Annotated in this window: 24 protein-coding genes and 2 tRNA genes; 13 read left to right on the top strand and 13 right to left on the bottom strand. The window is 68.2% G+C overall.

Translation table 11 applies throughout. The features are described from left to right. Positions 1 to 53 precede the first annotated feature (53 nt). From otnI to BXA00_RS07090, 3 genes are all read left to right on the top strand, one after another. Entirely contained in the window at positions 54 to 839 is a 786-nt protein-coding gene (gene otnI, locus BXA00_RS07100; RefSeq protein ID WP_076517458.1) for a 2-oxo-tetronate isomerase, read from the top strand. A 28-nt stretch (positions 840 to 867) separates the two neighbouring features. Then, positions 868 to 1,854, top strand: a complete 987-nt coding sequence (locus tag BXA00_RS07095; protein ID WP_076517456.1) for a tripartite tricarboxylate transporter substrate binding protein — start codon at positions 868 to 870, stop codon at positions 1,852 to 1,854. 131 nt (positions 1,855 to 1,985) lie between these two features. Continuing rightward, complete coding sequence (locus BXA00_RS07090; RefSeq protein WP_076521836.1) at positions 1,986 to 2,561, top strand: hypothetical protein; 576 nt, start codon at positions 1,986 to 1,988, stop codon at positions 2,559 to 2,561. A 45-nt stretch (positions 2,562 to 2,606) separates the two neighbouring features. Here the strand turns inward: BXA00_RS07090 and BXA00_RS07085 are convergent, their stop codons facing one another. Together BXA00_RS07085 and BXA00_RS07080 are read right to left on the bottom strand one after the other, a co-directional pair. Then, a complete protein-coding gene (locus tag BXA00_RS07085) occupies positions 2,607 to 3,512 on the bottom strand; it encodes a DMT family transporter (RefSeq protein ID WP_076517454.1) in 906 nt (301 codons plus the stop codon). A 49-nt stretch (positions 3,513 to 3,561) separates the two neighbouring features. After that, complete coding sequence (locus BXA00_RS07080; RefSeq protein WP_083714203.1) at positions 3,562 to 4,206, bottom strand: LysE family translocator; 645 nt, start codon at positions 4,204 to 4,206, stop codon at positions 3,562 to 3,564. A 194-nt stretch (positions 4,207 to 4,400) separates the two neighbouring features. On the opposite strand from BXA00_RS07080, the gene BXA00_RS07075 reads away from it, so the two are divergent. After that, on the top strand, positions 4,401 to 4,871 hold the full coding sequence (locus BXA00_RS07075) for an Lrp/AsnC family transcriptional regulator (RefSeq protein ID WP_076517452.1): 471 nt from the start codon (positions 4,401 to 4,403) through the stop codon (positions 4,869 to 4,871). Between the two features lie 17 nt (positions 4,872 to 4,888). On the opposite strand, the gene BXA00_RS07070 is transcribed toward BXA00_RS07075, so the two are convergent. The 3 genes from BXA00_RS07070 to BXA00_RS07060 form a co-directional block, all read right to left on the bottom strand. Beyond that, positions 4,889 to 7,351, bottom strand: a complete 2,463-nt coding sequence (locus tag BXA00_RS07070) for a mechanosensitive ion channel family protein (protein ID WP_076517450.1) — start codon at positions 7,349 to 7,351, stop codon at positions 4,889 to 4,891. A 241-nt stretch (positions 7,352 to 7,592) separates the two neighbouring features. After that, a tRNA-Phe gene (locus tag BXA00_RS07065) sits at positions 7,593 to 7,668 on the bottom strand. A gap of 150 nt (positions 7,669 to 7,818) precedes the next feature. Then, a tRNA-Phe gene (locus tag BXA00_RS07060) sits at positions 7,819 to 7,894 on the bottom strand. A gap of 330 nt (positions 7,895 to 8,224) precedes the next feature. On the opposite strand from BXA00_RS07060, the gene hemA reads away from it, so the two are divergent. The 5 genes from hemA (at position 8,225) to BXA00_RS07035 (ending at position 12,600) form a co-directional block, all read left to right on the top strand. Further along, positions 8,225 to 9,499: a glutamyl-tRNA reductase gene (gene hemA / locus BXA00_RS07055; RefSeq protein WP_076517448.1), complete on the top strand. Its 1,275-nt coding sequence runs from the start codon at positions 8,225 to 8,227 to the stop codon at positions 9,497 to 9,499. Positions 9,500 to 9,584: 85 nt separating this feature from the next. Then, positions 9,585 to 10,667 (top strand): peptide chain release factor 1, encoded by a 1,083-nt coding sequence (gene prfA, locus BXA00_RS07050; RefSeq protein ID WP_076517446.1) that lies wholly within the window; start codon positions 9,585 to 9,587, stop codon positions 10,665 to 10,667. A 10-nt stretch (positions 10,668 to 10,677) separates the two neighbouring features. After that, entirely contained in the window at positions 10,678 to 11,511 is an 834-nt protein-coding gene (gene prmC / locus BXA00_RS07045; RefSeq protein WP_076517444.1) for a peptide chain release factor N(5)-glutamine methyltransferase, read from the top strand. Positions 11,512 to 11,704: 193 nt separating this feature from the next. Then, positions 11,705 to 12,031 (top strand): Grx4 family monothiol glutaredoxin, encoded by a 327-nt coding sequence (grxD, locus tag BXA00_RS07040; RefSeq protein WP_076517441.1) that lies wholly within the window; start codon positions 11,705 to 11,707, stop codon positions 12,029 to 12,031. An 8-nt stretch (positions 12,032 to 12,039) separates the two neighbouring features. Further along, positions 12,040 to 12,600 (top strand): UbiX family flavin prenyltransferase, encoded by a 561-nt coding sequence (locus tag BXA00_RS07035; RefSeq protein WP_076517439.1) that lies wholly within the window; start codon positions 12,040 to 12,042, stop codon positions 12,598 to 12,600. Positions 12,601 to 12,619: 19 nt separating this feature from the next. On the opposite strand, the gene BXA00_RS07030 is transcribed toward BXA00_RS07035, so the two are convergent. Then, positions 12,620 to 13,693 (bottom strand): DUF6817 domain-containing protein, encoded by a 1,074-nt coding sequence (locus BXA00_RS07030; RefSeq protein WP_076517437.1) that lies wholly within the window; start codon positions 13,691 to 13,693, stop codon positions 12,620 to 12,622. A 171-nt stretch (positions 13,694 to 13,864) separates the two neighbouring features. Between BXA00_RS07030 and BXA00_RS07025 the strand changes: the two genes are divergently transcribed. After that, positions 13,865 to 14,659, top strand: coding sequence for a MetQ/NlpA family ABC transporter substrate-binding protein (locus BXA00_RS07025; protein ID WP_076517435.1), 795 nt, complete (start codon positions 13,865 to 13,867; stop codon positions 14,657 to 14,659). A 10-nt stretch (positions 14,660 to 14,669) separates the two neighbouring features. On the opposite strand, the gene BXA00_RS07020 is transcribed toward BXA00_RS07025, so the two are convergent. Next, the gene (locus BXA00_RS07020; RefSeq protein WP_076517433.1) at positions 14,670 to 15,623 is read right to left on the bottom strand and encodes a LysR family transcriptional regulator; all 954 of its coding nucleotides are present in this window, start codon (positions 15,621 to 15,623) and stop codon (positions 14,670 to 14,672) included. 105 nt (positions 15,624 to 15,728) lie between these two features. On the opposite strand from BXA00_RS07020, the gene BXA00_RS07015 reads away from it, so the two are divergent. Together BXA00_RS07015 and BXA00_RS07010 are read left to right on the top strand one after the other, a co-directional pair. Then, positions 15,729 to 16,826 (top strand): mandelate racemase/muconate lactonizing enzyme family protein, encoded by a 1,098-nt coding sequence (locus BXA00_RS07015; RefSeq protein WP_076517431.1) that lies wholly within the window; start codon positions 15,729 to 15,731, stop codon positions 16,824 to 16,826. Between the two features lie 66 nt (positions 16,827 to 16,892). Next, the gene (locus tag BXA00_RS07010; protein ID WP_083714202.1) at positions 16,893 to 17,885 is read left to right on the top strand and encodes a tripartite tricarboxylate transporter substrate binding protein; all 993 of its coding nucleotides are present in this window, start codon (positions 16,893 to 16,895) and stop codon (positions 17,883 to 17,885) included. Between the two features lie 71 nt (positions 17,886 to 17,956). Here BXA00_RS07010 and BXA00_RS07005 read toward each other — a convergent pair whose 3' ends face one another. Genes BXA00_RS07005 through BXA00_RS06990 form a run of 4 tightly spaced genes read right to left on the bottom strand, consistent with a single transcriptional unit; the run spans position 17,957 to position 22,068 of the window. Further along, entirely contained in the window at positions 17,957 to 18,769 is an 813-nt protein-coding gene (locus tag BXA00_RS07005) for an SDR family NAD(P)-dependent oxidoreductase (protein WP_076517429.1), read from the bottom strand. After that, positions 18,766 to 19,554 carry a citryl-CoA lyase gene (locus tag BXA00_RS07000; protein WP_076517427.1) on the bottom strand — a complete coding sequence of 263 codons (789 nt, stop codon included), beginning with the start codon at positions 19,552 to 19,554 and terminating at the stop codon, positions 18,766 to 18,768. Before BXA00_RS07000 ends, BXA00_RS07005 begins: the two co-directional genes overlap by 4 nt. Further along, a complete protein-coding gene (locus tag BXA00_RS06995; RefSeq protein ID WP_076517425.1) occupies positions 19,551 to 21,056 on the bottom strand; it encodes a class I adenylate-forming enzyme family protein in 1,506 nt (501 codons plus the stop codon). The genes BXA00_RS07000 and BXA00_RS06995 overlap by 4 nt, the downstream gene beginning before the upstream one ends. A gap of 22 nt (positions 21,057 to 21,078) precedes the next feature. Continuing rightward, positions 21,079 to 22,068 (bottom strand): tripartite tricarboxylate transporter substrate binding protein, encoded by a 990-nt coding sequence (locus tag BXA00_RS06990; RefSeq protein ID WP_076517423.1) that lies wholly within the window; start codon positions 22,066 to 22,068, stop codon positions 21,079 to 21,081. Positions 22,069 to 22,170: 102 nt separating this feature from the next. Between BXA00_RS06990 and BXA00_RS06985 the strand changes: the two genes are divergently transcribed. After that, on the top strand, positions 22,171 to 22,965 hold the full coding sequence (locus BXA00_RS06985; RefSeq protein WP_076517421.1) for an IclR family transcriptional regulator: 795 nt from the start codon (positions 22,171 to 22,173) through the stop codon (positions 22,963 to 22,965). A gap of 47 nt (positions 22,966 to 23,012) precedes the next feature. Here the strand turns inward: BXA00_RS06985 and BXA00_RS06980 are convergent, their stop codons facing one another. Continuing rightward, on the bottom strand, positions 23,013 to 23,564 hold the full coding sequence (locus tag BXA00_RS06980) for a DUF934 domain-containing protein (protein ID WP_076517419.1): 552 nt from the start codon (positions 23,562 to 23,564) through the stop codon (positions 23,013 to 23,015). After that, complete coding sequence (locus BXA00_RS06975) at positions 23,557 to 25,299, bottom strand: nitrite/sulfite reductase (protein ID WP_076517417.1); 1,743 nt, start codon at positions 25,297 to 25,299, stop codon at positions 23,557 to 23,559. The genes BXA00_RS06980 and BXA00_RS06975 overlap by 8 nt, the downstream gene beginning before the upstream one ends. Between the last annotated feature and the right edge of the window lie 23 nt (positions 25,300 to 25,322).

The raw sequence follows: 25,322 nt of genomic DNA, 5'->3' as shown, positions 1-25,322 counted from the left end.
TAATTTCGCCGGGTGCCGCCGCCCGCGGCGGCATAATGCGCCAGGAGCCCGCCATGCTGAAGTTCGCCGCCAATCTGTCGATGATGTACACGGAACATGCGTTCCTGGACCGCTATGCGGCGGCGGCCGCGGACGGCTACGCGGGCGTGGAATGCATGTTTCCCTATGAAGCGCCCGCAGCATTCGTGCGCGAGCGCATGGACGCCGCGGGCGTGGCGCAGGTGCTTTTCAATGCGCCGCCAGGCATCACCGCCCAGGGCGATCGCGGCCTGGCGGCCCTGCCCGGCCGGCAGGCCGAGTTCCAGGACGGCATCGAGCAGGCGCTCTGCTATGCGACCGCGCTGTCTTGTTCCAATGTCCATGTGATGGCGGGCATCGCGCCGCCGGATGCATCGCGCGAGGCGATGCGGGACTGCTATTGCGCCAATCTCGACTGGGCGGCCCGCGAGGCGCGCTCGGCGGGCGTGACCCTGCTCATCGAGCCGATCAACACCCGCGATATTCCGGGCTACTTCCTGAACCGCCAGGACGAGGCCCACGCCATCGTGCAAACCGTCAACGCGCCCAACCTGAAAGTGCAGATGGACCTGTACCACTGCCAGATCGTCGAGGGCGACGTCACCATGAAGCTGCGGGAGTACCTGCCCACCGGCCGGGTGGGCCACCTGCAGATCGCCGGCGTGCCGCTGCGCCAGGAGCCGGACCGCGGCGAGCTGGATTACGGCTGGGTCTTCGGCGTGCTGCGCGAATTGCACTACAGCGGCTGGATTGGCTGCGAGTACCGCCCCGCGGGCTCAACCTCCGCCGGCCTGCGCTGGCTGAGCGCCGCGCGCGCATAACCGGCCCCGCGCGGGCCATCGATATTCCATGGGAGTTCTCGTCATGTTCAAGGGCGTGCTGCGCATGCTGTGTTCGGCGGCGCTGGCCGCTGCTTTGCCGGCCGCGTCGCTGGCGGCCGATTATCCCGACCGTCCCATTCGCTGGCTGGTGCCGTTCAGCGCGGGCGGGGGCAGCGATCTTGCGACCCGGATCGTCGCCCGCCACGTCGCCGAGACGCTGGGCCAGGCGGTGGTGGTCGAGAACCGACCAGGCGCGGCCACGATCGTCGCCGCGCAGGAAGCCGCGCGCGCCGAGCCGGACGGCTACACGGTGCTGACTGCGGGAATGAGCACGCTGGCGCTCAACCCGTGGCTGTATCGCGATCTGCCCTACGATCCGCAAAAGGACCTGGCGCCGGTGTCCAGTCTGGTGGCGCTGCCCATCGTGCTGGTGGCGGCGCCGGATTCCGGTCTGCGCTCGCTGGACGACGTCAAGGCGTATCTGGGGCGCGAGCAGCCGGGCACCTTTGCGTCTCTGGGCGTGGGCAGTCCGCACCATCTGGCGATGACGCTTTTCATGGAGACCATCGGGGGCACGGCGACAGCGGTTCCGTACAAGGGGACGCCGCCGGCGCTGCAGGACGTGGCGGCCGGCGTGGTGCCCGTGATGATGGCGGACCTGGCCGCCGCCCGTCCGCTGATCCAGGCGGGCAGGTTGCGGGCCATTGCCGTGCCCGCCGCGACGCGGTCGGCGCAGTTGCCCGACGTGCCGACTTTTGCCGAGGCGGGCGGTCCGGCCTTCGAGGCTGCCGCGTGGCAGGGTGTGGTGGCGCCCGCGGGCACGCCGTCCCCGATCGTGGACAAGCTGAGCCAGGCGATCCGGCATGCGCTGCAATCGCCCGATGTCGTGCGGCAACTGAGCGTGCAGGGGATGGAGCCCACCGGCAGCACCCCGGATGCCTTCCGCGCCTACGCGGGGCAGGAGCATCAGCGGTGGGGCGCTGTCATCCAGGCCAAGGGGTTTTCGGCGGACTGAGCTTGCCGGCGTAATGGGCGCGGCAAGGCGCAACGGGCGCGGCAAGGTGTAACGCGCGCATCCATCGCGTCCGCACCGGCGTACGATGAAGTCATGTGCATCCGGCCCGGACGCTGGGCGGGGAGGTCGCCATGTCTTTGATCGTCGCTGCCCGATTCGAGGGCTTCGAGGCCGCCAAGGCGGCGGCCAGCCGCCTTGCCATAAGCGGCTTTCCTGACTGGGATATCCACACTTTCTACGTCAATCCCGCCGGCGAGCACGGCCGCTTCCCGTATGGCGGTGACCGGCGTTCGGACCCGGATTCCGGGCGCGCCGATATCGGCGCGTTTCTTGGCGCCGGCGGCGTGGGGGCGGTGTTCGCGGTGTTTGGCGGGTTTGTCGCGGCGGAACTCAGCGAATCCACGGCGGCCATCCTGGCCGCGGCGGGCGTGGGCGCCTACCTGGGCTCTTTATTTGGTGCGCTCTGGGTGACCGGCCATGGCGCGACCCGGCACGGCCATTTCAATCCCGACGCCCATGCCGAGGTCCGGCAGGCCGGCGTCATGGTCGCGGTGCGCACCCGGCCGCAGCGCGAGATGCTGGCGTGCCGCATCCTGCGCGACGCCGGCGGCGCGGACGTGGAGCACGCCAACGGCCGCTGGCGCAACAATCATTGGGAAGACTTCGATCCGCTGTCGCTGCCGCAGCGCGAACCGGGCTTCGGGTGATCGCGGCGGGGCTTTCGGCGCAAGGGCGCAGCGTGCGGTCGGCGTTCAGTCGGGCGCCGGCACGGGCGCCTTGCGGCTGCGCTGCGCCGTCGCCGCGCAGCCCGCGGAGGCGACGATGATGCCGCAGATGGCCAGCCATTGCGTCCGCGACAGGTGCTCGTTCAGGACGACCACGCCGGCCAGCGCGCCCATGGCCGGCTCCATGCTGAGCAGCACCCCGAACGTCTTTTGCGGCAGGCGGCGCAGCGCCACCATTTCCAGCGAATAGGGCAGTGCGCTGGAAAGGATGCCCACCGCCACGCCGGCCAGCACCAGCTTGGGATCGAGCAGCGCCATGCCCGCATGCGCCGCGCCCACCGGCAGGGCGACCATGGCCGCCGCCAGCAGTCCCAGCGACGTCGCCTGCCCGCCGTGCACGTGTCCCGCCATCTTGCCGAAGACGATGTAAAGCGCCCAGCACACGGCCGCACCCAGCGCGTAGGCGATGCCTTCGGGATCGAGATCGTGGATGGACTGCCCGGTCGGGATCAGCAGGATCAGGCCGGCCAGCGCGCAGGCGATCCAGACAAAGTCGATGGCGCGCCGCGACAGCACGACGGCCAGCGTCAGCGGCCCGGTGAATTCGATGGCGATGGCCACGCCCAGCGGCAGGGTGCGCAATGCCATGTAGAACAGCAGATTCATGCAGGCCAGCGTCACGCCATACAGCGCGATCCTGGCCGCGTTGGCGCGGGTCAGCGGAAAGCGCCAGGGCCGCCAGAAAGCCAGCAGGATGATGGCGCCGATGACGATGCGATAGGCCGTGGTGCCCTGCGCGCCCACTTCCGGGAACAGCGATTTTGCAAAGGACGTGCCCACGCACAGCGATGCCATGGCGCCGATCAGCGACAGGGTGGGAAGCAGGGTGGACGGGGAGTCGGTGTGTCCGTTGTTCAAGGTTGCGGCGGTCATGGGTGGCGGAAGTTGCGCAATGCGTGGGGCGGTTTGGGAAAGGGGGCGGTCAGGGCTGCGGATGCACGGCCGAGGCGTAGAGCACATAGAAGGCCAGCCCCAGCATGATGGCGCCCAACAGGCCCTGCTGCATCTGCAGGAACCAGGGATTGCGCCCCACCCAGCCGCGGATGCGCGACGCGCCGTAGGCAAAGAGGCCGCCGTACGGCAGGCTGAGCGCCTTCATGGTGACGCCCAGCACCAGCATCTGTATCCACACCGGTCCGTGGTCCGGCGAGGTGAATTGCGGCAGGAAGGCGATCATGAAAAGCAGGACCTTGGGATTCAGCAGATTGGTGATGAAGCCTTGCCAGAAGGCATCGCGCGCATCGCCCGGCCGCGCCACCAGGGTCACCTCGGCGGATTTGGCGCACCGGATCATCGCCTTGATGCCCAGGTATCCCAGGTACAGGCCGCCCGCCGCCTTGATGCCGACGAACAGCGCCGGAAAGGTCCGCAGCACGGATGCCAGGCCCAGCACCACCGCGGGCACCTGGATAAAGCCTGCCGCCACGTTGCCCAGCACGCTGTGGAAGGCAGGCCGGAATCCCTGGGTCATGCCGCGCGACAGCGTGAGCGCCATGTCCGGGCCGGGCGTGAGCTTCAAGGCCGCATCGGCGGCCAGGAAAAGCAGGAAAAGCTGGAGTGAGGGCATTGCAGGGTGCGGCAGGAAATCCCGCGGTGCGGGCGGAGGGCTCCCAGTGTAAGGAAGGCGCCCGATTAATTCCTGCGTCCACCTGGCCCGAAATGAAGTTTCCCGTCGAAATGGCGCAGTTTTGCGTCGCGGCCGAGATTAGAATCTGCCGATAGCGATATCCCGCCCGCCGCCCAGGCGTTTCCGGAAGCCTCATGGAATTAGACGATTTCGACCTGCAGATCCTGCAAAGCATGCAGGAAGACAACCAGCGCACCAGCCAGGAAGTCGCGCAGCGCGTGAACCTGTCGCCGGTGTCCTGCCTGCGACGGATGAAGCGGCTGCGCGAATCCAGGGTGGTGACGGCGGACGTGTCGGTGGTGGATCCGGCGGCCGTGGGGCGGGGGATCACGATGGTCGTGCTGGTGTCGCTGGAAAGCGAACGGGCCGACAAGCTGGACCAGTTCAAGCGCGCCATGCGCAACGCGCCCGAGATCATGCAGTGCCTGTCGGTCACGGGCGAGGTCGATTTCGTGCTGACGCTGACCATGCGCGATATGGCGGAGTACGAGGTGTTCGCGCAGCGCCATTTCTGGGGCAATCCCAACGTGAAGCGATTTTCCACGCTGGTGGTGATGAGCCGGGTCAAAAACGGGTTGACGGTGCCGGTGACGACCGGCGCGTGAGGCGTCCCGGCCAGGCGTCAGCCGGGCTGGGACGGGTCCGGCGCGGGCGGCCTGGCGGCAAAGAGCGCGCGGCTGGCGTCGTCCGACACGCTGCGCAGGTGCAGGTCCCGCTGCGGAAACGGGATGTTGATGCCCGCCGCCCTGAGCGCGTCGTACATCCGCGCCAGCAGGTCGCTGCGGATCTCGATCCATCGGTCGAAGTCGTAGGTCCACGCGCGCAGGCTGAAATCCAGCGTGCTGGCGCCAAATCCCATGAAAAGCGCCATCGGGGCGGGTTCGGTCACGACGCCAGGCGTCTGGCGGGCGATGCCATCGAGCAGTTCGAGCACCTGTCTTGGCTCCGTGCCATAAGCCAGCCCGATGCTGATTTCGATGCGGCGGCTGCGATCCAGCATGGTCCAGTTGGTCAGCTTGTCGGACAGCAGCGTGCCGTTGGGCACGACCACGTCGGCGCCATCGAAGGTCTTGATCCGCGTGGCGCGCATGCCGATATCGCGCACCTGGCCCGACGTGCCGCCGATTTCCACCACGTCGCCCGGCTGGATCGGGCGTTCGAACATCAGGATCAGGCCCGATACGAAGTTGTTCACCACGCCCTGCAAGCCAAACCCGATGCCCACGCCCAGGGCGCCGAACACCAGGGTGAGCTGGCTGGTCTGGAAGCCCGCCGCGGACAGCGCGATGCCCAGGCCCAGCAGCAGCACCAGGTAGTACGACAGCGAGGCGATGCTGTTGCCGACGCCGCGCGGCAGCGACATGCGCGTGAGCACCTCGTCGTGCAGGATGAGCCGTATCGTGCGCGCGGCCCAGAATGCGATCAGCACCGAGATCGCGAAGATCAGGATGTTGCCCAGGCTGATGGAGATCTGGCCGAATTCCAGCGTGTAGGCCAGCACCCGCGTCACCACGGCGTACGTCGAGCGCAGCACGCGGAAGCGGTCCATCGTGTAGATCGCCCAACCCACCACCGCGGCGGCCATCAGCAGGCGTATCAGAAGCTGGACCAGCGGCGGCGCATGCTCGCGCGCAAGCCGGAACCGCGAGATGCCCTGTCGCGCCAGCAGAAGCTGCAGCAGCGTGATGATGACGGTCACCCCGGCGTACAGCATCAGCCCGAAATAACCGCTGCCGATGATGCCGCTGGTCAGCATTTCGGACAGCGACACATTGCCGATCAAGTTCGCGACGAGGGATACGCCCAACAGCGCGGCCGCGCTCCAGGCCACGGCGCGCAGGGCGCGGACCAGGCGTTGGGAGCCGGGCGGATACGTCTGGCGCCGGCCGCGCGCCAACAGCCACAGAATGGCCGCAAGCGCCGTCGTCGCCATCACCACCGTGGACAGGCGGTAGACCAGGGTGTTCGCCAGGAACAGGAAGCCCAGCCGCTCGGCCAGGAACAGCGCCGTGATCACCCGGGGCCAATGGTCCAGTCGCCGCCGGCTGGACGGCGGAAGCAGGCGCAGCACGGGTATGGTCGACAGCACCAGGGCGATCTGCTGGACCATCAACGGCGCGTCCGGCTCCAGCGCCAGGACGCCCAGCATGGACAGCAGCACCCAGGTGGACAGCGGCCTGCCCAGCACGCCCGCGGAGGTTTCATTCATGATGCCGCTGCGGATCGCATTGCGGCTTTTGCGAGCCAGCCAGAGCAGCAGCGGCAGCAGCAGCAGCTGCAGGGCGTGCAGGGCGCGCTGGTTGCCGGCGCCCGCGGCGCTGTAGTCGCGGGCGAAGCGGGCTTCGATGTCCAGGCCGTCGCGCAGGAGGGACAGCGTGTTTTCGTCGGAAGTCTTGGCCCAGTCCAGATTCCAGAGCGGCGGGGAGTCCACCCGCAGCAGGCGCGCGTCGACGTCGTTGATTGCCTCGATCACCTGGCGCTGGCCGGCGTTGATCTGTTCCTCGATGGTATTGGCGCGCTGCTCCAGCTCGACCTGGCGGGATAGCGGGCCGGACAGCGCCTGGCCGGCCGCCGACAACTGCGCGATCACCGCGTCGATGCGGTCGGCCAGCGCGACCGGCAGGCCCGCCGCGCCCGGCGCGTCCTTGATCGCCTGCCAGGCCGTGCGTCGCCGCAGCAACTCCGCGGCATCGTTGGCATACCAGGCGGTCGCCTGCCGCATGGAGTCGCGCCAGCGGGCCAGCCGGCGGACGTCGAAAAGCCAATGCCGCTCCAGGCTCTCCAGCCGCATGATGGGAAAGTTGCGCAGCCGCGACGGCTGGAATTCGTAGAGTTTTTCGTCGGCGGACTTGGCGATCGCGTCCAGCTGCGGCATGAACGCGGACACGGGGTCCGCCGCGGCCGCGCGTTGCAGCACGTTTTCCGCAAAGCGCAGATCCGTGTCCGCCCGCAGCGGGATTTCAGCCATCTGGATCACGGCCGGCGTCTGCGTGGCGGGCGCCGGCGCATCGGCGCCAAACGCTACGCGCGCCCAGGCCAGGGCCAGTCCGAAGAGGCAGAAAAGGATTCGTGCGCGGGGGCGCATAGGTTGACTCCGTTCTGGGGTACGGATTTGCGGCAACGGGGCGGAATCTGCTGCGGGACGGCGGCGAGTCACAATATCGCGAAATGCCGCGGGCAAGAAGAGAGGCGATACCCGGTGTTGGCGTGCCGAGGTCGGGTGCCGAGGCCGGGCGCCCAGGCCGGGCGCGCGCCCGCGGATGACCCGGCGGGGGACCCTAAAGCGAAAGGCCCAGCCGGAAGCGGGCTGGGCCTTGATGGATTCTTGGTGGCCTGGGGCGGAATCGAACCACCGACACAAGGATTTTCAATCCTCTGCTCTACCGACTGAGCTACCAGGCCAACGAAGCCCGCAACTATACACAAAATGTCGGGGCTGGTGGGGCGTGCCAAGCAATTTCCGGCAACGCGCCGCGCCAACAAAAAACCCAGCGCTTGGGCTGGGCTTGGGGCTGGGTTTCTTGTGGGAACCGAAGCTCCCGGAAATTCTTTTGGTGGCCTGGGGCGGAATCGAACCACCGACACAAGGATTTTCAATCCTCTGCTCTACCGACTGAGCTACCAGGCCAACGAAGTCCGCAACTATACACAAATTTTTGGACTTGTGCCAGCCGCGAGCCGGAAGCGTCGCTTTTTTTTGCGTGGGCGGGAGAAAGCGGCGACTGTTGGCTGTACGGCACGAAATCGGCACGAATGCGGCGGGAAGGGGCGCAAAGGGGCTGAGATTGGGGACGGGAGTGGCTTGGGGATAACCCGCAGGGGTATAATCGTCAGCGGTTTGTTGTTGCAGCCGGACCCGTTGCCGCCTTTGATGCGCGACAAGCCGGCCGTGACGCATTGTTCTTATAGTGGCAGTACTTAACGCTCAGCCGCGGATGGCGCCAGCCATCCCTCAAACATGTCGGTAGCTGTCCTTGCCTTCGGTCTGAATCACACGTCCGCGCCGGTGTCGGTCCGCGAACGCGTGTCCATGCCCGTCGATCTGGTCAAGCCCGCCCTGGAAGGCCTGCGTTCGGCGTTCGGCGGATCGGTCCGCGAAGCCGCCATCCTGTCTACCTGTAATCGCACCGAGATCTACTGCGCGGCCGATGGCCACGTGGCCGATCAATTGCCCGCCTGGCTGGCCGACCACAATCGCCTGGACGCCGGCACGCTGCACCCGCATCTCTATCGCCATCACCAGGACGACGCCGTCCGTCATGCCTTCCGCGTGGCCAGCGGGCTTGATTCCATGGTGCTGGGCGAAACCCAGATCGTGGGCCAGATGAAAGACGCGGTGCGTGCGGCCGGTGAAGCCGGTTCGCTGGGCACCCTGCTGCACCAGATGTTCCAGCGCACCTTCTCGGTGGCCAAGGAAGTGCGGTCGCAGACCGCCATTGGCGCGCAGTCGGTGTCCATGGCCGCCGCGGCCGTGCGCCTGGCCGAACGCGTGTTCGGCAATCTGGACCAGGCCCGCACGCTGTTCATCGGCGCGGGCGAAATGATCGAATTGTGCGCCACGCACTTTGCCGCGCAACGTCCGCGCAGCATGGTCGTGGCCAACCGCACGGCCGAGCGCGCCGAACTGCTGGCCAACCGGTTTTCGGCCAGCACGATGAAGCTGTCCGACCTGACCGACCGCTTATCCGAATTCGACGTCGTCGTCTCCTGTACGGCAAGCTCCCTGCCCATCCTCGGCCTGGGGATGGTGGAACGGGCTACGCGCCTGCGCCGCCACCGCCCGATGGTGATGATCGACCTGGCCGTTCCGCGCGACATCGAGCCCGAAGTCGGCCGCCTGGACGACGTGTACCTGTATTCGGTGGACGATCTGGGCCGGCTGGTGCAGACCGGTTCCGACGCTCGCCGCGCCGCGGTGGTGCAGGCCGAGGCCATCATCGAAACCCGTGTCCAGGGCTTCATGCACTGGATGCAATCGCGCGAAGTGGTGCCCGTCATCCGCGACTTGCACCAGGCCGCCGAGGACGTCCGCGCCGCCGAGCTCGAACGCGCCCGGCGCCTGCTCGCGCGGGGCGAGTCGCCCGAGGCCGTGCTCGAGCAATTGGCCCACGGCCTGACCCAGAAGTACCTGCACGGCCCGCTGGCGGCGCTGAACCGCAGCGAAGGCGACGAACGCAAGCGACTGCTTGCCTGGATGCCGCGCCTGTTCCCCGGCCGCGACGCCCGCCGTTAGCGGCTCTGCCCCACGCCCCGCCTCATGGCGGGCGTTCGCTTTGTGGGCGCCCGCTTTTCCTGTCTTCTCCTTTGGTCATCCCCTCATGAAATCTTCCATGCGCAGCCGGCTGGAGCATCTGTGCCATCGCCTGATCGAGGTCGATGCGTTGCTCGCCGAACCGGAAACCGCGTCCGACATGGACCGCTTCCGCAAGCTTTCCCGCGAACGCGCCGAACTGGAGCCGGTAGTCGAAGCCTTCACGGCCTTCACCCGCTCCGAAGACGACATCGCGGCCGCGCAGGAGATGCTGTCCGATCCCGAAATGAAGGCCATGGCCGAAGACGAGATCAAGGCCGGGCGCGGCAAGCTCGAATCGCTGGAAGCCGCGCTGCAGTTGCTGCTGCTGCCGCGCGACCCCAACGACGGGCGCAGCGTGTTCCTGGAAATCCGCGCGGGCACGGGCGGCGATGAGAGCGCGCTGTTTTCGGGCGACCTCTTGCGCATGTATACGCGCTACGCGGAACAGCGCGGCTGGCGCGTGGAGCTGATGTCGGAAAGCCCGTCCGAGCTGGGCGGCTACAAGGAAGTGATCGCGCGCATCGACGGCGACGGCGCGTATGGCCGCCTGAAATTCGAGTCGGGGGCGCACCGCGTCCAGCGCGTGCCCGCGACCGAGGCGCAGGGACGCATCCACACGTCGGCCTGCACGGTCGCCATCATGGCCGAAGCCGACGCGATGTCCGAGATCGTCATCAACCCCAGCGATCTGCGCATCGACACCTTCCGCGCCAGCGGCGCGGGCGGCCAGCACATCAACAAGACGGACTCGGCGGTGCGCATCACCCACTTGCCGACCGGGCTGGTGGTGGAATGCCAGGACGACCGCTCGCAGCACCGCAACAAGGACAAGGCGATGCAGGTGCTGGCCGCGCGCCTGAAAGACAAGGAAGAGCGCGAGCGCCAAAGCAAGGAGGCGGCCGAACGCAAGAGCCTGATCGGCACGGGCGACCGCTCCGAGCGCATCCGCACCTACAACTACCCGCAGGGCCGCGTGACCGACCACCGCATCAACCTGACCCTGTACAAGCTGCAGCAGATCATGGAAGGCGACCTAGAAGAACTGACCGGCGCGCTGATCGCCGAGCACCAGGCCGAACAGCTCGCCGCGCTGGGCGACGACATCTGAGGCCGATGCGATGACGGCGCCCCAGATCAAGAGCCTGCTGCTCGACGCGCGGCTGCCGCGCCTGGAGGTGCGCATGCTGCTCGAGCACGTGCTGGACAAGCCGCGCGCATGGCTGCTGGCGCACGATACCGACGCGCTCGCGCCCGAGGCGGCCGCGGCGTACGAGGCCCTGGCGCTGCGCCGCCTGGCCGGCGAACCCATGGCCTACCTGCTGGGCCGGCGCGAGTTCATGGGGCACATGTTCCGCGTGACGCCCGACGTGCTGATCCCCCGTCCCGACACCGAGGTGCTGGTCGAAACCGCGCTGGAATCCGTGGCCGGCGTGGTCGGGCCGGCCGTGCTGGACCTGGGCACGGGCAGCGGGGCGATCGCCATTTCGATCGCGCTGGCGCGCCGCGACGCGCGGGTGATGGCGTCGGACGTCAGCGCGGCCGCGCTGGCCGTGGCGGCCGGCAACGCCTGGGACCTGACCGCCGCCGTGCGGTTCGTCGAAGGCAGCTGGTATGAGGCCGTGCCGGCCGGCGAGGGCTTTGACCTGATCGTCTCCAATCCGCCCTATGTGGCCAGCGACGATCCGCACCTGGAGCAGGGCGACGTGCGTTTCGAACCGCGTGGCGCGCTGACGGACGGCGCGGGCGGGCTGGACGACCTGGCGCGCATCATCCAGGGCGCCGACGCCCACCTGAAGCCAGGCGGCGCCCTGTGGATGGAGCATGGCTGGGATCAGGCGCAGGCCGTGCGGGACATGCTGGTCCAGGCCGGGTTCGAGGGCGTGCACAGCCGCAAGGACCTGGCGGGCATCGAGCGGATCTCGGGCGGTCGGCTGCCGGTGGCGGGGGCCTGACACCTGCGGGGCGAGGGGCGTCTCTGTAGCGGGCGTCTCACGCCGGCAGGCCGCCGCCCGGAGGCGCGTCTGTTACATCGCGCCGCCTCTGGAATCGCCCCGATAAACCGGCGCCGCGCCGGGGTAATCCCGGCCGTTTTCCCGGCTGTACCTATAATTGAGCAATTCCGTTTTGCCAGTCCAAGAGACCACCATGAGCGACGTTCAAGAATTCATCCGCGAAACCGTGACCCAGCACCCCGTCGTGCTGTTCATGAAGGGCACCGCCCAATTCCCGCAATGCGGCTTTTCCGGCAAGGCCATTCAGATCCTGAAGGGCTGTGGCGTGAAGAAGCTGGTCACCGTCAATGTGCTGGAGGACGACGAAGTCCGCCAGGGCATCAAGGAATTCTCCAACTGGCCCACCATTCCGCAGCTCTACGTGTCGGGCGAGTTCATCGGCGGCTCGGACATCATGAATGAAATGAACGAGTCCGGTGAGCTGAAGACGCTGCTGGAGCAATCCGGCGCCACGGCATAAAGGCCGTCATGCGGCGGCTCGTCGTCGGCATCACGGGCGCCACCGGGGCGCTCTATGCGGTGCGCATGCTGCAGGCGCTGCGCAACGTCGAAGACGTCGAAACGCATCTGGTGGTTTCGGCGTCGGGCGTGCTGAACATCAAGCACGAACTCGATGTCAGCCGCCAGGACGTCTATGCGTTGGCCGATCACGTTCACAGCGTGCGCGATGTGGGCGCCACCCTGGCCAGCGGGGCGTTCCAGACCGCGGGCATGGTGATCGTGCCGTGTTCGATGCGCACGCTGGCGGCGGTGGCGCACGGCCTGTCCGATAACCTCATCACCCGCGCCGCCGACGTCACGCTCAAAGAGCGCCGCCGGCTGGTGCTGATGGTGCGCGAGACGCCGTTCAACCTGGCGCACCTGCGCAACATGACGGCGGTGACCGAAATGGGCGGCATCGTCTTTCCGCCGCTGCCGGCGTTCTATCACCGGCCCGCGTCCATCGAGGAAATGGTGGACCACACCGTGGCGCGCGTGCTGGAGCTCTTTGACATCGCCGTGCCCGGGCCGCACTGGGAAGGCACGTAAGCCGGCATTGCTGCCGGGCTTATTCCACCAGCCCCAGACCGTTCAGCGCGGCCAGGTTTTCCGGCCACTTCCGGGCGCGGGCATTCTGCAGTTCGATGCGCGCCCAGGCCATCCATCCGGCCCATTCGATGCGCTTGTCCCATGCGGTGCCCCAGGCCTGCAACGCGGCCAGCCCGGCGGCGGCGTGGCGCTCGGCGGCATCGAAGTCTTCCGCGGTCAGCGCCAGTTGCGCCAGCAGCAGGCGCGGCTCGCCCACCCACGGATTGTGCTCGACCGCCGCTTCCAGCATGTGGCGGGCGCTGTCCATTTCGGTCAGCGGATGCATGCGCGTGATGACTTGCCAGTACAGCGCGCTGGCGGCGGCTTCGTCGCGCGGGCTGAGCGTGGCGCGGCAATGGTCGAAGGCGGGCGGGATGGGAATGCCGGTGTCCTGCGGCATGCGCGACAGCGGCGCCAGCAGGTGCGACAGCATCGACAGGATGTTCGACGGCGGCTTGAGCGGCCCGGGCCATAGCGATGACGCCCAGTTTGTCTTCAGGTCACGGCGCTGCTGCTGGGGATAGCCAGCGAAGATCTCGTCCTGCCAGCTATGCCATTGCTCGCCGATGTCGGCGGCGGACACGACCGTGAACGCCGCGACCTGGCGCGGCGTGAACGTGTAGACCCGCCCGTCGGCGCCTTCCAGCGTCAGGCCTTCCGCGCCGGTGCCCTGGCCTTGCAGGATGGCCTGCACGAACTTCGTGCGCGGCATGGCGCAGAACTGGCTGACCCATTCCTCGGCCTCCGCGCCCAGCACGCCGCGCAGCGTGTCGCGCTCGCGTTCTCGGTCAAACAGGGTGAGGTCCACGTATTCGTTGCCGTAGACGCTGTGGAAGAGACCCAGGAGACGCACTTCGCGCGGCTGGTTCCAGAGCGCCAGCGTGCGGTAGACGCCCAGCAGATGATGCTTGAACGTGCCGGCCTTGTGCCAGTCTTCGCCGGCGCTGCGCGCAAACAGCAGATCCAGCAGGTCGGGCAGGTCGGGGTCGACGGCGGCGTAGTGGTCGGCCAGCAGCGCGCGCGCGTGCGGATGGAGTTCGGGGTTGGTGGACATGGATGGCGCAAGCAGGAATGAAAGCAGGCTCTATTGTGGCCGCATGCGCCGGCGCTGTCATCGCGCGGCTCATATCGGATTGCACATATCAATATGAATAATCATCGCTTCCGGTTTTGAAGGACGCTCACTAGAATCCGGGGTCATTCTTCTTACCTGTAGAGATTTCCCATGCGCCTTCGCCATACCCTGGCCGTTCTTGCCACCCTCATTGGATTTGCCGGCACCTCGGCGATGGCGCAGGACGCCGAACTGAAAGTGGGCGTGACCGTCGGTCCGCACGCGCAGATCGGCGAGGTCGTGCAGCAGGTCGCCGCCAAGCAAGGCCTGAAGGTCAAGCTGATCGAGTTCAGCGACTTCATCCAGCCGAACGCCGCGCTGGACGCCAAGGAGCTGGACGTGAACATCTACCAGCACCGGCCTTTCCTGGAATCGCAGAACAAGGCGCGCGGCTACAAGCTGGTGCCGGTGGCGACTGCCGTGGTGCAGCAGATGGGCATCTATTCCAAGCGCGTGAAGTCGCTGGACGAACTGCCGCAAGGCGGCAAGGTGGCCATTCCGAACGATCCGACCAATGGCGCGCGCGCGTTGCTGGTGCTGCAGGCCGCCAAGCTGATCAAGCTGAAGGATGGCGTGACGGTCACGGCGTCGATCTTCGACATTGCCGACAATCCCAAGAACCTGAAATTCATCGAGATCGAGGCCGCGCAACTGCCGCACTCGCTCAAGGACGTGGACGCCGCCGCCGTGAACTCCGCCTACGCGATCCCGGCGGGCCTGTCGCCCGCCAAGGACGCGCTGGCGCTGGAAAGCAAGGACGCGCCGTTTGCGGCCGTGGTGATCGCGGCGCGGGAAGACAACAAGGACGACCCGCGCATCGCTCGCTTCATCAAGGCCTACCAGTCCGACGAGGTCAAGGCCTTCGTCGCCAAGCAGTTTCCGGGCGCCTACTCGACGTCCTGGTAAGGCGGCTGGCTCAGCCTGGCTTCCCGCGCGCGCGTGCCGGCCTGCGCGCCGGCGGCGCCGCATCGGGCCGCGACAGCCACATCCGCGCCTGCTCCGCCAATCCCTCCTGCAGCAGGCGCGCCGGCGCGCTCATGGCGCGGTCGCGTGACCACACCACTGCTAGTACCGGGTCCTCCAGCGCCAGCAGATGGCGCGCGGCCAGGCCCTGGCGTTCGGCGTAGTGCGCGCCCAGGCTTTCGACGATGGCCACGCCCAGGCCTTGCGCGGCCAGGGCGCAGGCGGCTGACGACTGCGCCACTTCGATGATGGGCCGATAGGGAAGGCCGCGTGCTTCCAGCGCCTGGCGCGTTGCGCGGCCCGCGGGCAGGGCGGTAGCCAGCACGATGGGGCCGGCCGCGGCCACTTCTTCCAGCGTCAGCGCGGGCTGCCGCGCCCAGGGATGATCCGGGGGCATGACCGCATGCAATCCCAATGGCGCGAGCCGCAGGCTGGACACCCTGTCGATGTCCGGCGGCGAGCCGATGATGATGCCCAGGTCGATGCGGTGGTCCACGGCCATTTCGATGATTTCCAGCGCGGTGCCGGCCCGCACGGTTACCGCCACGGCCGGATGCGCGCGGCGCATGCCGGCCATGGCCGCAGGCAGTACGCTGGACGCCGCGATTGCGACGGCGCCCACGTCCAGCCGCGCCAGCGCGCCCTGGCGAATGTCGACGGCAAGCCGGTCCACCGACTCGATGCCGGCCAGCGCGTTGAGCACTTCCGGTATCAGGGCGCGGCCCTGGCTGGTGAGGTGCAGGCGGCGGTTCTCGCGGCTGAACAGCGCAAAGCCCAGCCGCGTCTCCATGTCGCGCAGCAGCGCGCTGGCGGCGGGCTGCGTCATGTTGACCGAGGCGGCCGCGGCCGTGACCGTGTCGTGCCGGTACATGGCGCGCAGCAGCAGAAGTTCTCTGCGGTTAAACATATGAAATTCATATGGAAATAGTTGATTCATCTATTTGACCATATGAACGTGCGGCCGCCAGAATAGCGCCATCGCATCCCGCTTCCTGCTATCTGCCGATCCGTCATGCCCGCCAACACCATTGTTTCCGTCACCTGCATCCCCCTGCGCCTGCCGTTCCATCACTGGAGCCCGTCGCCGCTGTTTGCCGGCCGTCCTCGCGACAAGCTGGATAGCGCGCTGGTCCGGGTGCAGACCGAAGACGGGACGGTGGCCTGGGGCGAGTCGTACTGCGTGGAGCCGCGCGCCTTGCCCGCCATCTTCGAGACCCTGATCGCGCCGCTGGCCTGCGGACGCGACGCGGACGACGACACCTTGCTGCCCGGCATGCAGCGCACGCTGCACAACCTGGGGCGGTCCGGTCCCGTGGTGCACGCGCTGGCCGGCCTGGACATCGCGCTGTGGGACCTGCGCGCCAAGCGCGCGGGCGTGCCGCTGTACGCGCTGCTGGGCGGCAAGCGCCGCGAGCGGGTGCGGGTGTATGCGTCGCTGCTCCAGTACTACGGCAACGCCGAACGCCTGGACGCCGTGACCACGCGCGCGCTGAACGAAGGCTATGCCGAGATCAAGCTGCACGAGCGCACCGCTGACGCGCTGGCCGCAGTGCGCCGCAGCACGGGGCCGGACGTGCCCATCATGGTGGACACCAATTGCGCCTGGCTGCCCGGCGAGGCCGAGGCCGCCATCGAGGCCATGCGCCCGCATGATCCGTTCTGGATCGAAGAGCCGTTGTGGCCGCCCGAGGACGACCGCGCGCTGGCGCGGCTCAAGCGCGCCTGCGGCATCCCCCTGGCCGTGGGCGAGAACGCCAGCAGCGCGACGGACCTGGAACGGATCGTGGACAGCGAAGCGGCGCAGTACGTGCAGCCCAGCGTCATCAAGCTGGGCCTGACCGCCGCGTGGCGCATCGCGCAAAAGTGTGCGGACACGCGCGTCGTGTGCGCGCCGCAGGTCGCTTTCTTCGGTCCGGGCTACCTGGCCAGCCTGCACCTGATCGCGGCGCAGCAGGCCGAGGTGTCGCTTGAACGCCTGTACGTCGAACTGGCGCACGTGCCCTATGGCGACAGCGTGCCCATCGTGGACGGCTGGGTCGGCGTGCCTGACGGCCCGGGACTGGGCGCGGACCCCGAAGCGGCGCTGGCCGAGGGCCGGTTCAGCACCTGACGGCACGGCGCCGTGGCGTCAAGGGTCCAAAGAGCCCGCCAAGAACATAAACCTGGAGACAAAGACATGCATTCATCGCGCAGAGCGTTCCTGATCAACGGCACGGCCATGGCGCTGGGCGGCGCCATGCTGCCCTGGACCTTCGCGGCGCGGGCCGCGCAGTATCCGGACAAGGCGGTCCGCCTGTACATCCCCTATCCGCCGGGGGCCGCCACCGATACGCTGGGCCGCATGGCGGGGCAGGTGTACGCCGAGGCGCTGGGCCAGCCTTTCGTCGTGGAGAACCGTGGCGGCGGCGGCACCACCATCGGCACGCGCGCGCTGGCCGTGTCGGCGCCGGATGGCTACACCATCGGCATGGTGGACTCCACGTTCACCATCAATCCGGCGCTGCTGGGCGACCGCCAGCCCTACGACGCGATCAAGGACTTTGCGCCGATCTCGCTCATGGCGACGGCGCCCTTTGTCATGGTGGTGCATCCGTCCGTCAAGGCGGCCGATCTCGCCGCCTTCGTGGCGCTGGCCAAGGCGCAGCCGGGTACGCTGTCGTTCGGCTCGGCGGGCGTTGGCAGCGGGCCGCATCTGGCCGGCGAGCAATTGCGGCAGCAGGCGGGCGTGGACGTGCTGCATGTGCCGTACCGCGGCGGCGGCACCGTGATCACCGACCTGCTGGGCGGCCAGGTGCAGTTCGCCTTTGCCACCGTGCCCACGCTGCTGGAACACATCAAGGCGGGACGCCTGCGCGCGCTGGCGGTCACCAGCCCGCAGCGCGTCAGCCAATTGCCCGACGTGCCGACCTTCACCGAAGGGGGCCTGCCGGGGGTGGATATCTCGCCCCTCTTCGGGCTGGTCGCGCCGGCCGGGGTGCCGGAGCCGATCATCGAGCGCCTGTCGCAGACGCTGGCCGATTCGGTGCGCAATGGCGCGTTGCGCGACAAGCTGGCCGGACTGGGCTTTCAGCCGGTCGGCAGCACGCCGGCGCAATTCGCCCAGCGCATCCGCGACGACGTGGCCAAGTGGACGGGCGTGATCCAGCGCGGAAACATCAAGGCGGAATAAGAAGGGCGGAATAGGAAGGGCGGAATGACAAGGACGAACCAAGACGGGCGGAACAGCGGCGCCGGCGCGCCTCAGGCGTACTTGCCGGTCAGTCCGCCGTCGACGACCAGTTCCGTTCCGGTGATGTACGACGCCTCGTCCGACGCCAGGAACGCCACGGCGTTGGCGACTTCCCAGGGTGTGCCCATGCGCCCCAACGGCACCTGCCGGTCGCGGGCCGCGCGCGCGGCGTCCAGGTCGTTCGCATCGAACATCCGCGCGACGTTGCCGGCGACGCGGGGCGTGTCGATCAGCCCCGGAATCACGGTGTTCACGCGGATGCGGTCGGCGGCATACTGCTGCGCGGCCATGCGCGCGAAATGGATGACGGCCGCCTTGCTGACGCTGTAGGCCAGATGCGGATAGCCGGTGTACCGGATGCCCGCAATCGACGACACGGCCACGATGGCGCCGCCGCCCTGCGCGCGCATGAGGGGCGCCAGAAGCCGCGTGGCGATCAGCAGGCTGGTCACGTTGACCTGCTGGATGCGGTCCCAGTCCTGCAGCGAGATGTCTTCGGGGCCGCCCACCTTGCCGATGCCCGCGTTGGCCTGCAGGATGTCGATGCGGCCGTAGCGTCCCAGCGCCGCCTCGACCGCCGCCTGCATGGCGGCCGGGTCGGCGACGTCGGCCTGCACCGGCAGCGCGCTGCCGCCGGCCAGGGCCACCTCATGCGCGGCCTCTTCGGCAGCGGCTTGGCTGGCATCCAGCGCGACGATGGCGGCCCCCTGGCGCGCCAGCGTCACGCAGCTTGCCTTGCCGATGCTCCAGCCGGGCGCCGACGTGCCCGCGCCCGCCACCAGCGCCACCTTGCCGGCCAACCGTGTGCCGGTGCCGCCCGTCATGATGGCTCGCCGCCTTGCTGGTGGCTCTTGCCCTTGCCCACATAGGGGATGGCGTGGTCGATGGTTTCCCAGATGTAGCGGCCCGACGGGCTCTGCTGTTCTTCGGCAACGTGGGACACGAGACCCGCCGCGCGCGAGATGACGGCAAAGCCGCGCATCAGGTCCGTGGGCACGCCGATCTCGCTGAGGAGCGCGGCCACGGCGCCCGTGGCGTTGATGGTGATGTGCTTGCCGTAGGTCTGGTCCACCGCGCTGGCCAGCCAGCGCAGCGCCTGGATGGATTGGCCGCCCAGTTCGCTTTCCGCCTCGGCCAGCGCCAGCAGCTTGATCGCGCGCGGATCGTCCGGCTTGTGCAGGTGATGGCCAAAGCCGGGCAGCGCGCTGCGCGTGGACCGGAACTCCCGCGCGATCGCCAGGGCTTCGGCCGGGCCGTCCGCGGCCTGGCGGATGCGGTCCAGCAGGCGCGAGCAGTTCTCCATGGTGCCGACGAACTGGCTGCCCACGGCCATCAGGCCCGAGGCCACCGCGCCCTGCAGGTTCTCGGGCGCGCTCATGTAGATCAGCCGCGTGGCGATCGCGCTGGGCGTCATGCCGTGTTCCATCAGCGTGACCAGCACGGCGTCCACGATGCGCATGTCGACGGGGCGCGCATCGCGGCCCAGGATCTGCATGATCATGACCTCGGTGAAGGACTTCTTGCCGATCAGGTCTTCCACCAGGTCCACGTCGCGATAGGACATGCCGGTGAGGTGGTGGGCGCAAAGGCGGGTTTCGGGTTGCTTCATGGCGTTTCCTTCAGGGCGGCGTCGCGCACCGCGTTCTTGAGCACCTTGCCCACGCTGGAGCGCGGCAGGCTGTCGTGGAAATGGATCTGCTTGGGCGTGGCTACCGGGCCCAGCAGCGCCCGGACGTGGGCCTTGAGTTCGTCGTCGCTGGCGAGCGCCCCGGGATGCAGCTGGACGGCTGCGTGGACGGCTTCGCCCCATTTGTCGTCGGGCAATCCGAACACGGAACACTCGTACACGGCCGGGTGCGCGGACAGCGCGTTTTCGACGTCGACCGGATAGATGTTGAAGCCGCCGGTGATGATGACGTCGCGCAGCCGATCCTTCAGGAACAGGTAGCCGCGGGCGTCGATGAGGCCGGTGTCGCCGGTGTGCAGCCAGCCGTCGATCACGGTCTCGGCGGTTTTTTCCGGAAGCCGCCAGTAGCCGGTCATCACCAGGTCGCCCTGCACGACGACCTCACCGATCTCGCCGCGGGGCAGCAGCGCGCCGTCCGGGCCCATGATGGCCACGTCGGACAGGTGCGTGACACGGCCGACCGAGGCGCGGTTCTCCGGTGCTTCCAGGTCGGCGGGCCGCAGCACGGTGACGATCTGCGGCGCCTCGGTCTGGCCGTAGGTCGTGCCCAGCACGGGGCCGAAGAAGGCGCGCGCGCGCTCGATCTTTTCGACGGGCATGGGCGCGCCGCCGTAGATCAGGTTGCGCAGCCGCGGGAAGTCGGCGCGGGACACGCCGGGCTGCGCCATGATCATGTAGATCAGGGTGGGCGGCATGAAGCTGAGCGTGCCGCCGCGCTCGCGAAACGCCGCGGTGATGGTGGCCGGGTTGACCTGGTCCAGCAGCAGGTGGGAGCCGCCCTGCGCCAGCACCGGCAGCAGGTAGGTGCCCGTGCCATGCGTGATGGGCGCCGACACCACATAGCGGTCTTCGGCGGTCAGCCCCCAGTGCATGATCTGGTTGATGATGCCGGCGTTCCAGGCGTGATACGGCTGCATCACGCCCTTGGGCAGGCCGGTGGTGCCGCCCGTGAACTTGATGGCCTGCGTGGCGTCGCGCGGCAGCGCGTGGCGGACCGGCTCGCGTCCCGCGAAGCCCGCCAACAGGCCGGCCAGCGTCGGTGCCTCGGCGTCGTCGTCCAGGCTGATGCGCCGCGCCGGCCCCGCCGGCACGAGCGGCGCGCCCACGCTGTCCACGATCACGATGGATGGTTCCGTGGCGTCCAGGATGCGGCCGATCTCCCGCGCGGTGCTGCGGTAATTGAGCGGCACCCACACCTTGCCGCTGGCCAGCACGGCCAGCAGCGCAAGGATGTGGCGCGCGGAATTGCCCGCGCAGATCGCCACGCGCGTCTGGGGCTCGGGGTCCAGGTCTTGCAGGGCCGCCGCCAGCGCGCGGGTGTCGGCAGCCAGCCGCGCGTAAGTGACCGGGCCCTGCGGACCGTCGAGCGCCACGCGGTCCGGATGGCGTTCAGCCGCGCGGAAGAAAAAGTCGATCGGGTACACCTGTGCTCCTTGATGCGCGTGGCTAGTTGGCCTTGAGGTTGGCGCTTTTCACGACGGCGCCCCACTTGTCGATCTCGCTGGCGATCTTCTTGCCAAAGGTCTCGGGCGTGTTGGGCGGCTGCGGGGCAAAGAAGCCGCTCTGCTTGTACGACGCCTGCAGCTCGGGGCTGGCGAGCGCCTTGTTCACCGCCTGGTTCAGGCGGTCGATGACGGGGCGCGGCGTGCCGGCGGGCGCCACTAGGCCGAACCACGATTCCACGTCAAAGCCCGGCAGGCCGGACTCGTCCAGCGTGGGCACGTCGGGCGTGACCGGCAGGCGCTTGGGCGACGTGACGCCGATGGCGCGCAGCTTGCCCGCCTGCACGTGGGGCAGCGACGAGGGCAGGTTGTCGAACATGGAATCGACCTGGCCGCCCAGCAGGTCGGCCACCGCCGGACCGCTGCCGCGGTAGGGCACATGCAGGATGTCCGTGCCGGTCTTCATCTTGAAGAGTTCGCACGACAGGTGAATGGACGAGCCGCTGCCCGATGAGGCGCAGGTCAGCTTGCCGGGATGCTGCTTGGCATAGGCGATGTATTCCTGCACGGTCTTGATCGGCAGCTTGGGGTTGACGACCAGGATGTTCGGGATGGTCGCCAGCAGGCCCACCGGCTCGAAGCCTTTGACGAAGTCGTAGTTGAGCTGGCTGTACAGCGTGCGGTTGATGGTGTTGGCGATGGAGCCCACGTACAGCGTGTAGCCGTCCGGCGCCGCGCGCGAGACGATCTCGGCGCCGATGTTGCTGTTGGCCCCGGTCTTGTTCTCGACGACGACCGTCTGCTTCAGCTCTTCCGAGAGCGACTTGGCCATCAGGCGCGCCACGATGTCGGTGGCGCCGCCCGCGGCGTAGCCGACCACGAGGGTGATGGGGCGTTCGGGGTAGGGGTTGGCCGCCCAGGCGGGGGCGGCGGCCAGCAGGCTGCCGCTCAAGGCCACCGCCGCAGCGGTCCAGCGCTTGCCGAATGTCTTCATTGTTGTCTCCGTCCTGTTTGTCTAATAATTGGACAAATCTCTGTCTGTCCGCCTTCATATTCGGCTTTGATGGGGGCGTCATCAACGCAAGGTGTCCAGAAATTGAACAAACCGGATTCCGAGGGTTCAGGTCCGCGCATCCTGCGGCGCGGGCTGCGGGTGTTGGGCGTGCTGCGCCAGGCCGGGGCGGCCGGCATGCACGTGGTCGACATCGCCCGGGCGGCGGACATGCAGCGATCCACCGTCTACCGCTACCTGGACGTGCTGGTCGAAGAGGGCTATGCGCTGCGCGAGTCGGATGCGCCGCGCTGGCGGGTGGCCGAGCTGGGCGTGATGATGGCCGGCGACCCGCACGCGCAGGCCGTGCGCAGCCTGCGGCCGCTGCTGCGCCAGATCAGCGATGTCAGCGGGGATTCGGCGTTTCTCATCTGCCGGGCGGCCAACGATTCCCTGTGCCTGCATCGCGAGGTCGGCAACTATCCGGTGCAGGTGCTGGCCGTCACGGTCGGGCACCGCCAGCCGCTGGGCGTGGGGGCGGCGGGGCTGGCGCTGCTGGGCGCCTTGCCTGCCGCCGAGGCCGACGAGGTGGTGGTGCAGAACGAGCAGGCGTTGCGCGCCTATGGCGGCATGACGGTCGCGCAGATGCGCCGGCTGGTCGAGAACACGCGCGACCGGGGCTGGGCGGTGGTGGGCAACGCGGCGGTGCCGGGCGTGCTGGGGGTGGGGGTGGCGCTATGCGACGCGGGGGGCTATCCGCGGCTGGCGGTCAGCGTGTCCAGCCTGATCAGCCGGATGCAGGCCCCGCGCCAGCGCAGCATTGCCGACCTGATCCGCGCGCAACTGGCGCAGAGCGGATTCGGCATGCAGCACGGGGGGGCGCCGGGCGGCCGGGGCTGATGCCCGGGGCGCCGCATGTCAGGACTGTCAGGACTGTCTGGACGTCGTCAGGCCGTGGCCGCGGCCGGCGTCGGCGCCCGGTACGTCTTCTGGTAGTGCACCGTGAACGTCTTGAACGCGTCCAGCGCCTTGTGCGGATCGTGGCCGGGTTTGACGAGGAAGCTGTCAAAGCCCACGCGCGCCTGGTAGTGGATGGTGTCGATCATCACGTCGCCGACCGCGCGCAGCTCGCCCTGCCATTGATAGCGCGTGCGCAGCAACTGCGCCAGCGAATAGCCGCGGCCGTCGGTGTAGACCGGAAAGTCCACGGCGATGAAGGCGATGCCCTCGGGGTGCAGCGTGCCGTCGGCGTCCGCCAGGTCGGTCAGGTCGGCGTCGGGGTTCAGCAGCACGGCGACGGGATGCTTGTGGCGGCGCAGCGTGGCGCGCGACGTTTTCCAGACAGACAGCGGCACGATCCAGCCGGGTTCGTCGGCGGGCACCTGGCCTTCGGCGGGCACTTCGGGTTCGGGCACGAACGGACGCGAGGTGTCGGCTTCCAGCCGGCCGTTGCGGATGAGGTGCGGGCCGGGAGCGTCGTGGGCGTAGATTTCAGACATGGGCGGCCTCCGCGACCGGGGCGGGTTTGGCGAAGGCAGGGTCCGCGTACACGTCCTGCTTGAAGGGATCGATGCCGACGCGGTCGACCACGTCGATGAAGCGCTCCGCTTCGCTGTCGCGCAGGCCCAGATAGGTGCGGATCAGGCGGTCGACCACGCCGGGCACCTGATGGCGCGCAAACGACGGGCCGATGATGCGGCCGATGGCCGCGCCGCCGCCATGGGTGGATTCCAGGTCGGGCAGGGGCTTGGCGGCGCCGTTCTGGCGGCCGCCCACCGTGACCTGATACCACTCCTCGCCGGCCTTGTCGACGCCGAGGATGCCGATGTGGCCGACGTGATGATGGCCGCAGGAATTGATGCAGCCCGAGATGTTCAGGTCCAGCTCGCCGATCTCGAACAGGTAGTCCAGGTCGTCGAACTGGCGCTGGATGGCTTCGGCCACGGGGATGGAGACGGCATTGGCCAGCGCGCAGAAGTCTCCGCCCGGACAGGCGATGATGTTCGAGAGCAGCCCGATGTTGGGCGTGGCGAGGTTCAGCGATTCCAGCTTGAGCCAGAGTTCGTGCAGGCGCGCGCGGCGCACGTCGGCCAGGATCAGGTTCTGTTCGTGCGACACCCGCAGTTCGCCATAGCCGAAGTCGTCGGCCAGGTCGGCCACGGCATCCATCTGGTCGGCGGTGATGTCGCCCGGCGGCACGCCGGTGGGCTTGAGCGAGACGGTGACCGCGGCATAGCCGGCCACCTTGTGGGCATGCACGTTGGTGCGCAGCCAGCGCGCGAAGCGCTTGTCGGCCGCGGCCAGCGCCGCGGTGTTGTCGATGTCGGACGCGGCGCTGGCGTCGTATTGCGGCCAGACGAAACGCGACTTGATGGTGTCGACGAATTCCTGCGTGATGGTGTCCGGGCCGCCCTTGATGCGCTGCCACTCTTCATCGACCTGCTGGGCGTAGACCTCGGGCGTCAGGTCCTTGACCAGGATCTTGATGCGCGCCTTGTACTTGTTGTCGCGGCGGCCATGCAGGTTGTAGACGCGCAAGGCGGCCTGCAGATAGGTCAGCAGGTCCTGCCACTCGACGAAAGGATTGATCAGCTTGCCGACGATGGGCGTGCGGCCCAGGCCGCCGCCGACCCACACGCGAAAGCCCAGCTTGCCGTCGCGCTCGACGGCCTGCAGGCCGATGTCGTGCACGCCCACGGCCGCGCGGTCCTCGACGGCGCCGCTGACCGCGATCTTGAACTTGCGCGGCAGGAAGGCAAATTCCGGATGCAGGGTGGACCACTGGCGGATGATCTCGCACCAGACCAGCGGATCGACGAGCTCGTCCGGCGCGACGCCGGCAAAGTGATCGGTGGTGGTGTTGCGGATGCAGTTGCCGCTGGTCTGGATGGCATGCATCTGCACCGTGGCGAGTTCGGCCAGGATGGCCGGCACGTCTTCCAGCTTGGGCCAGTTGAACTGGATGTTCTGGCGGGTGCTGAAATGCCCGTAGCCGCGGTCCCACTTGCGCGCGATGTGGGCCAGGGTGCGCAGTTGGCGCGACGCCAGCATGCCGTACGGAATGGCGACGCGCAGCATCGGCGCATGGCGCTGGATGTACAGGCCGTTCTGCAGGCGCAGGACGCGGAAATCATCTTCGGTCAGCTGGCCGTCGAGAAAGCGGCGCGTCTGGTCGGCGAATTGCGCCACACGCTGCTCGACGAGCTGTTGGTCGACGGGGTCATACACGTACATGTCTACTGCCCTTGAAGTCTTTT

The sequence above is a fragment of the Achromobacter sp. MFA1 R4 genome, from assembly GCF_900156745.1.
GTDB lineage: Bacteria > Pseudomonadota > Gammaproteobacteria > Burkholderiales > Burkholderiaceae_B > Achromobacter.
The sequence above is the reverse complement of the archived record's forward strand: the minus strand, read 5'-3'. Positions and strand labels throughout refer to the sequence as shown.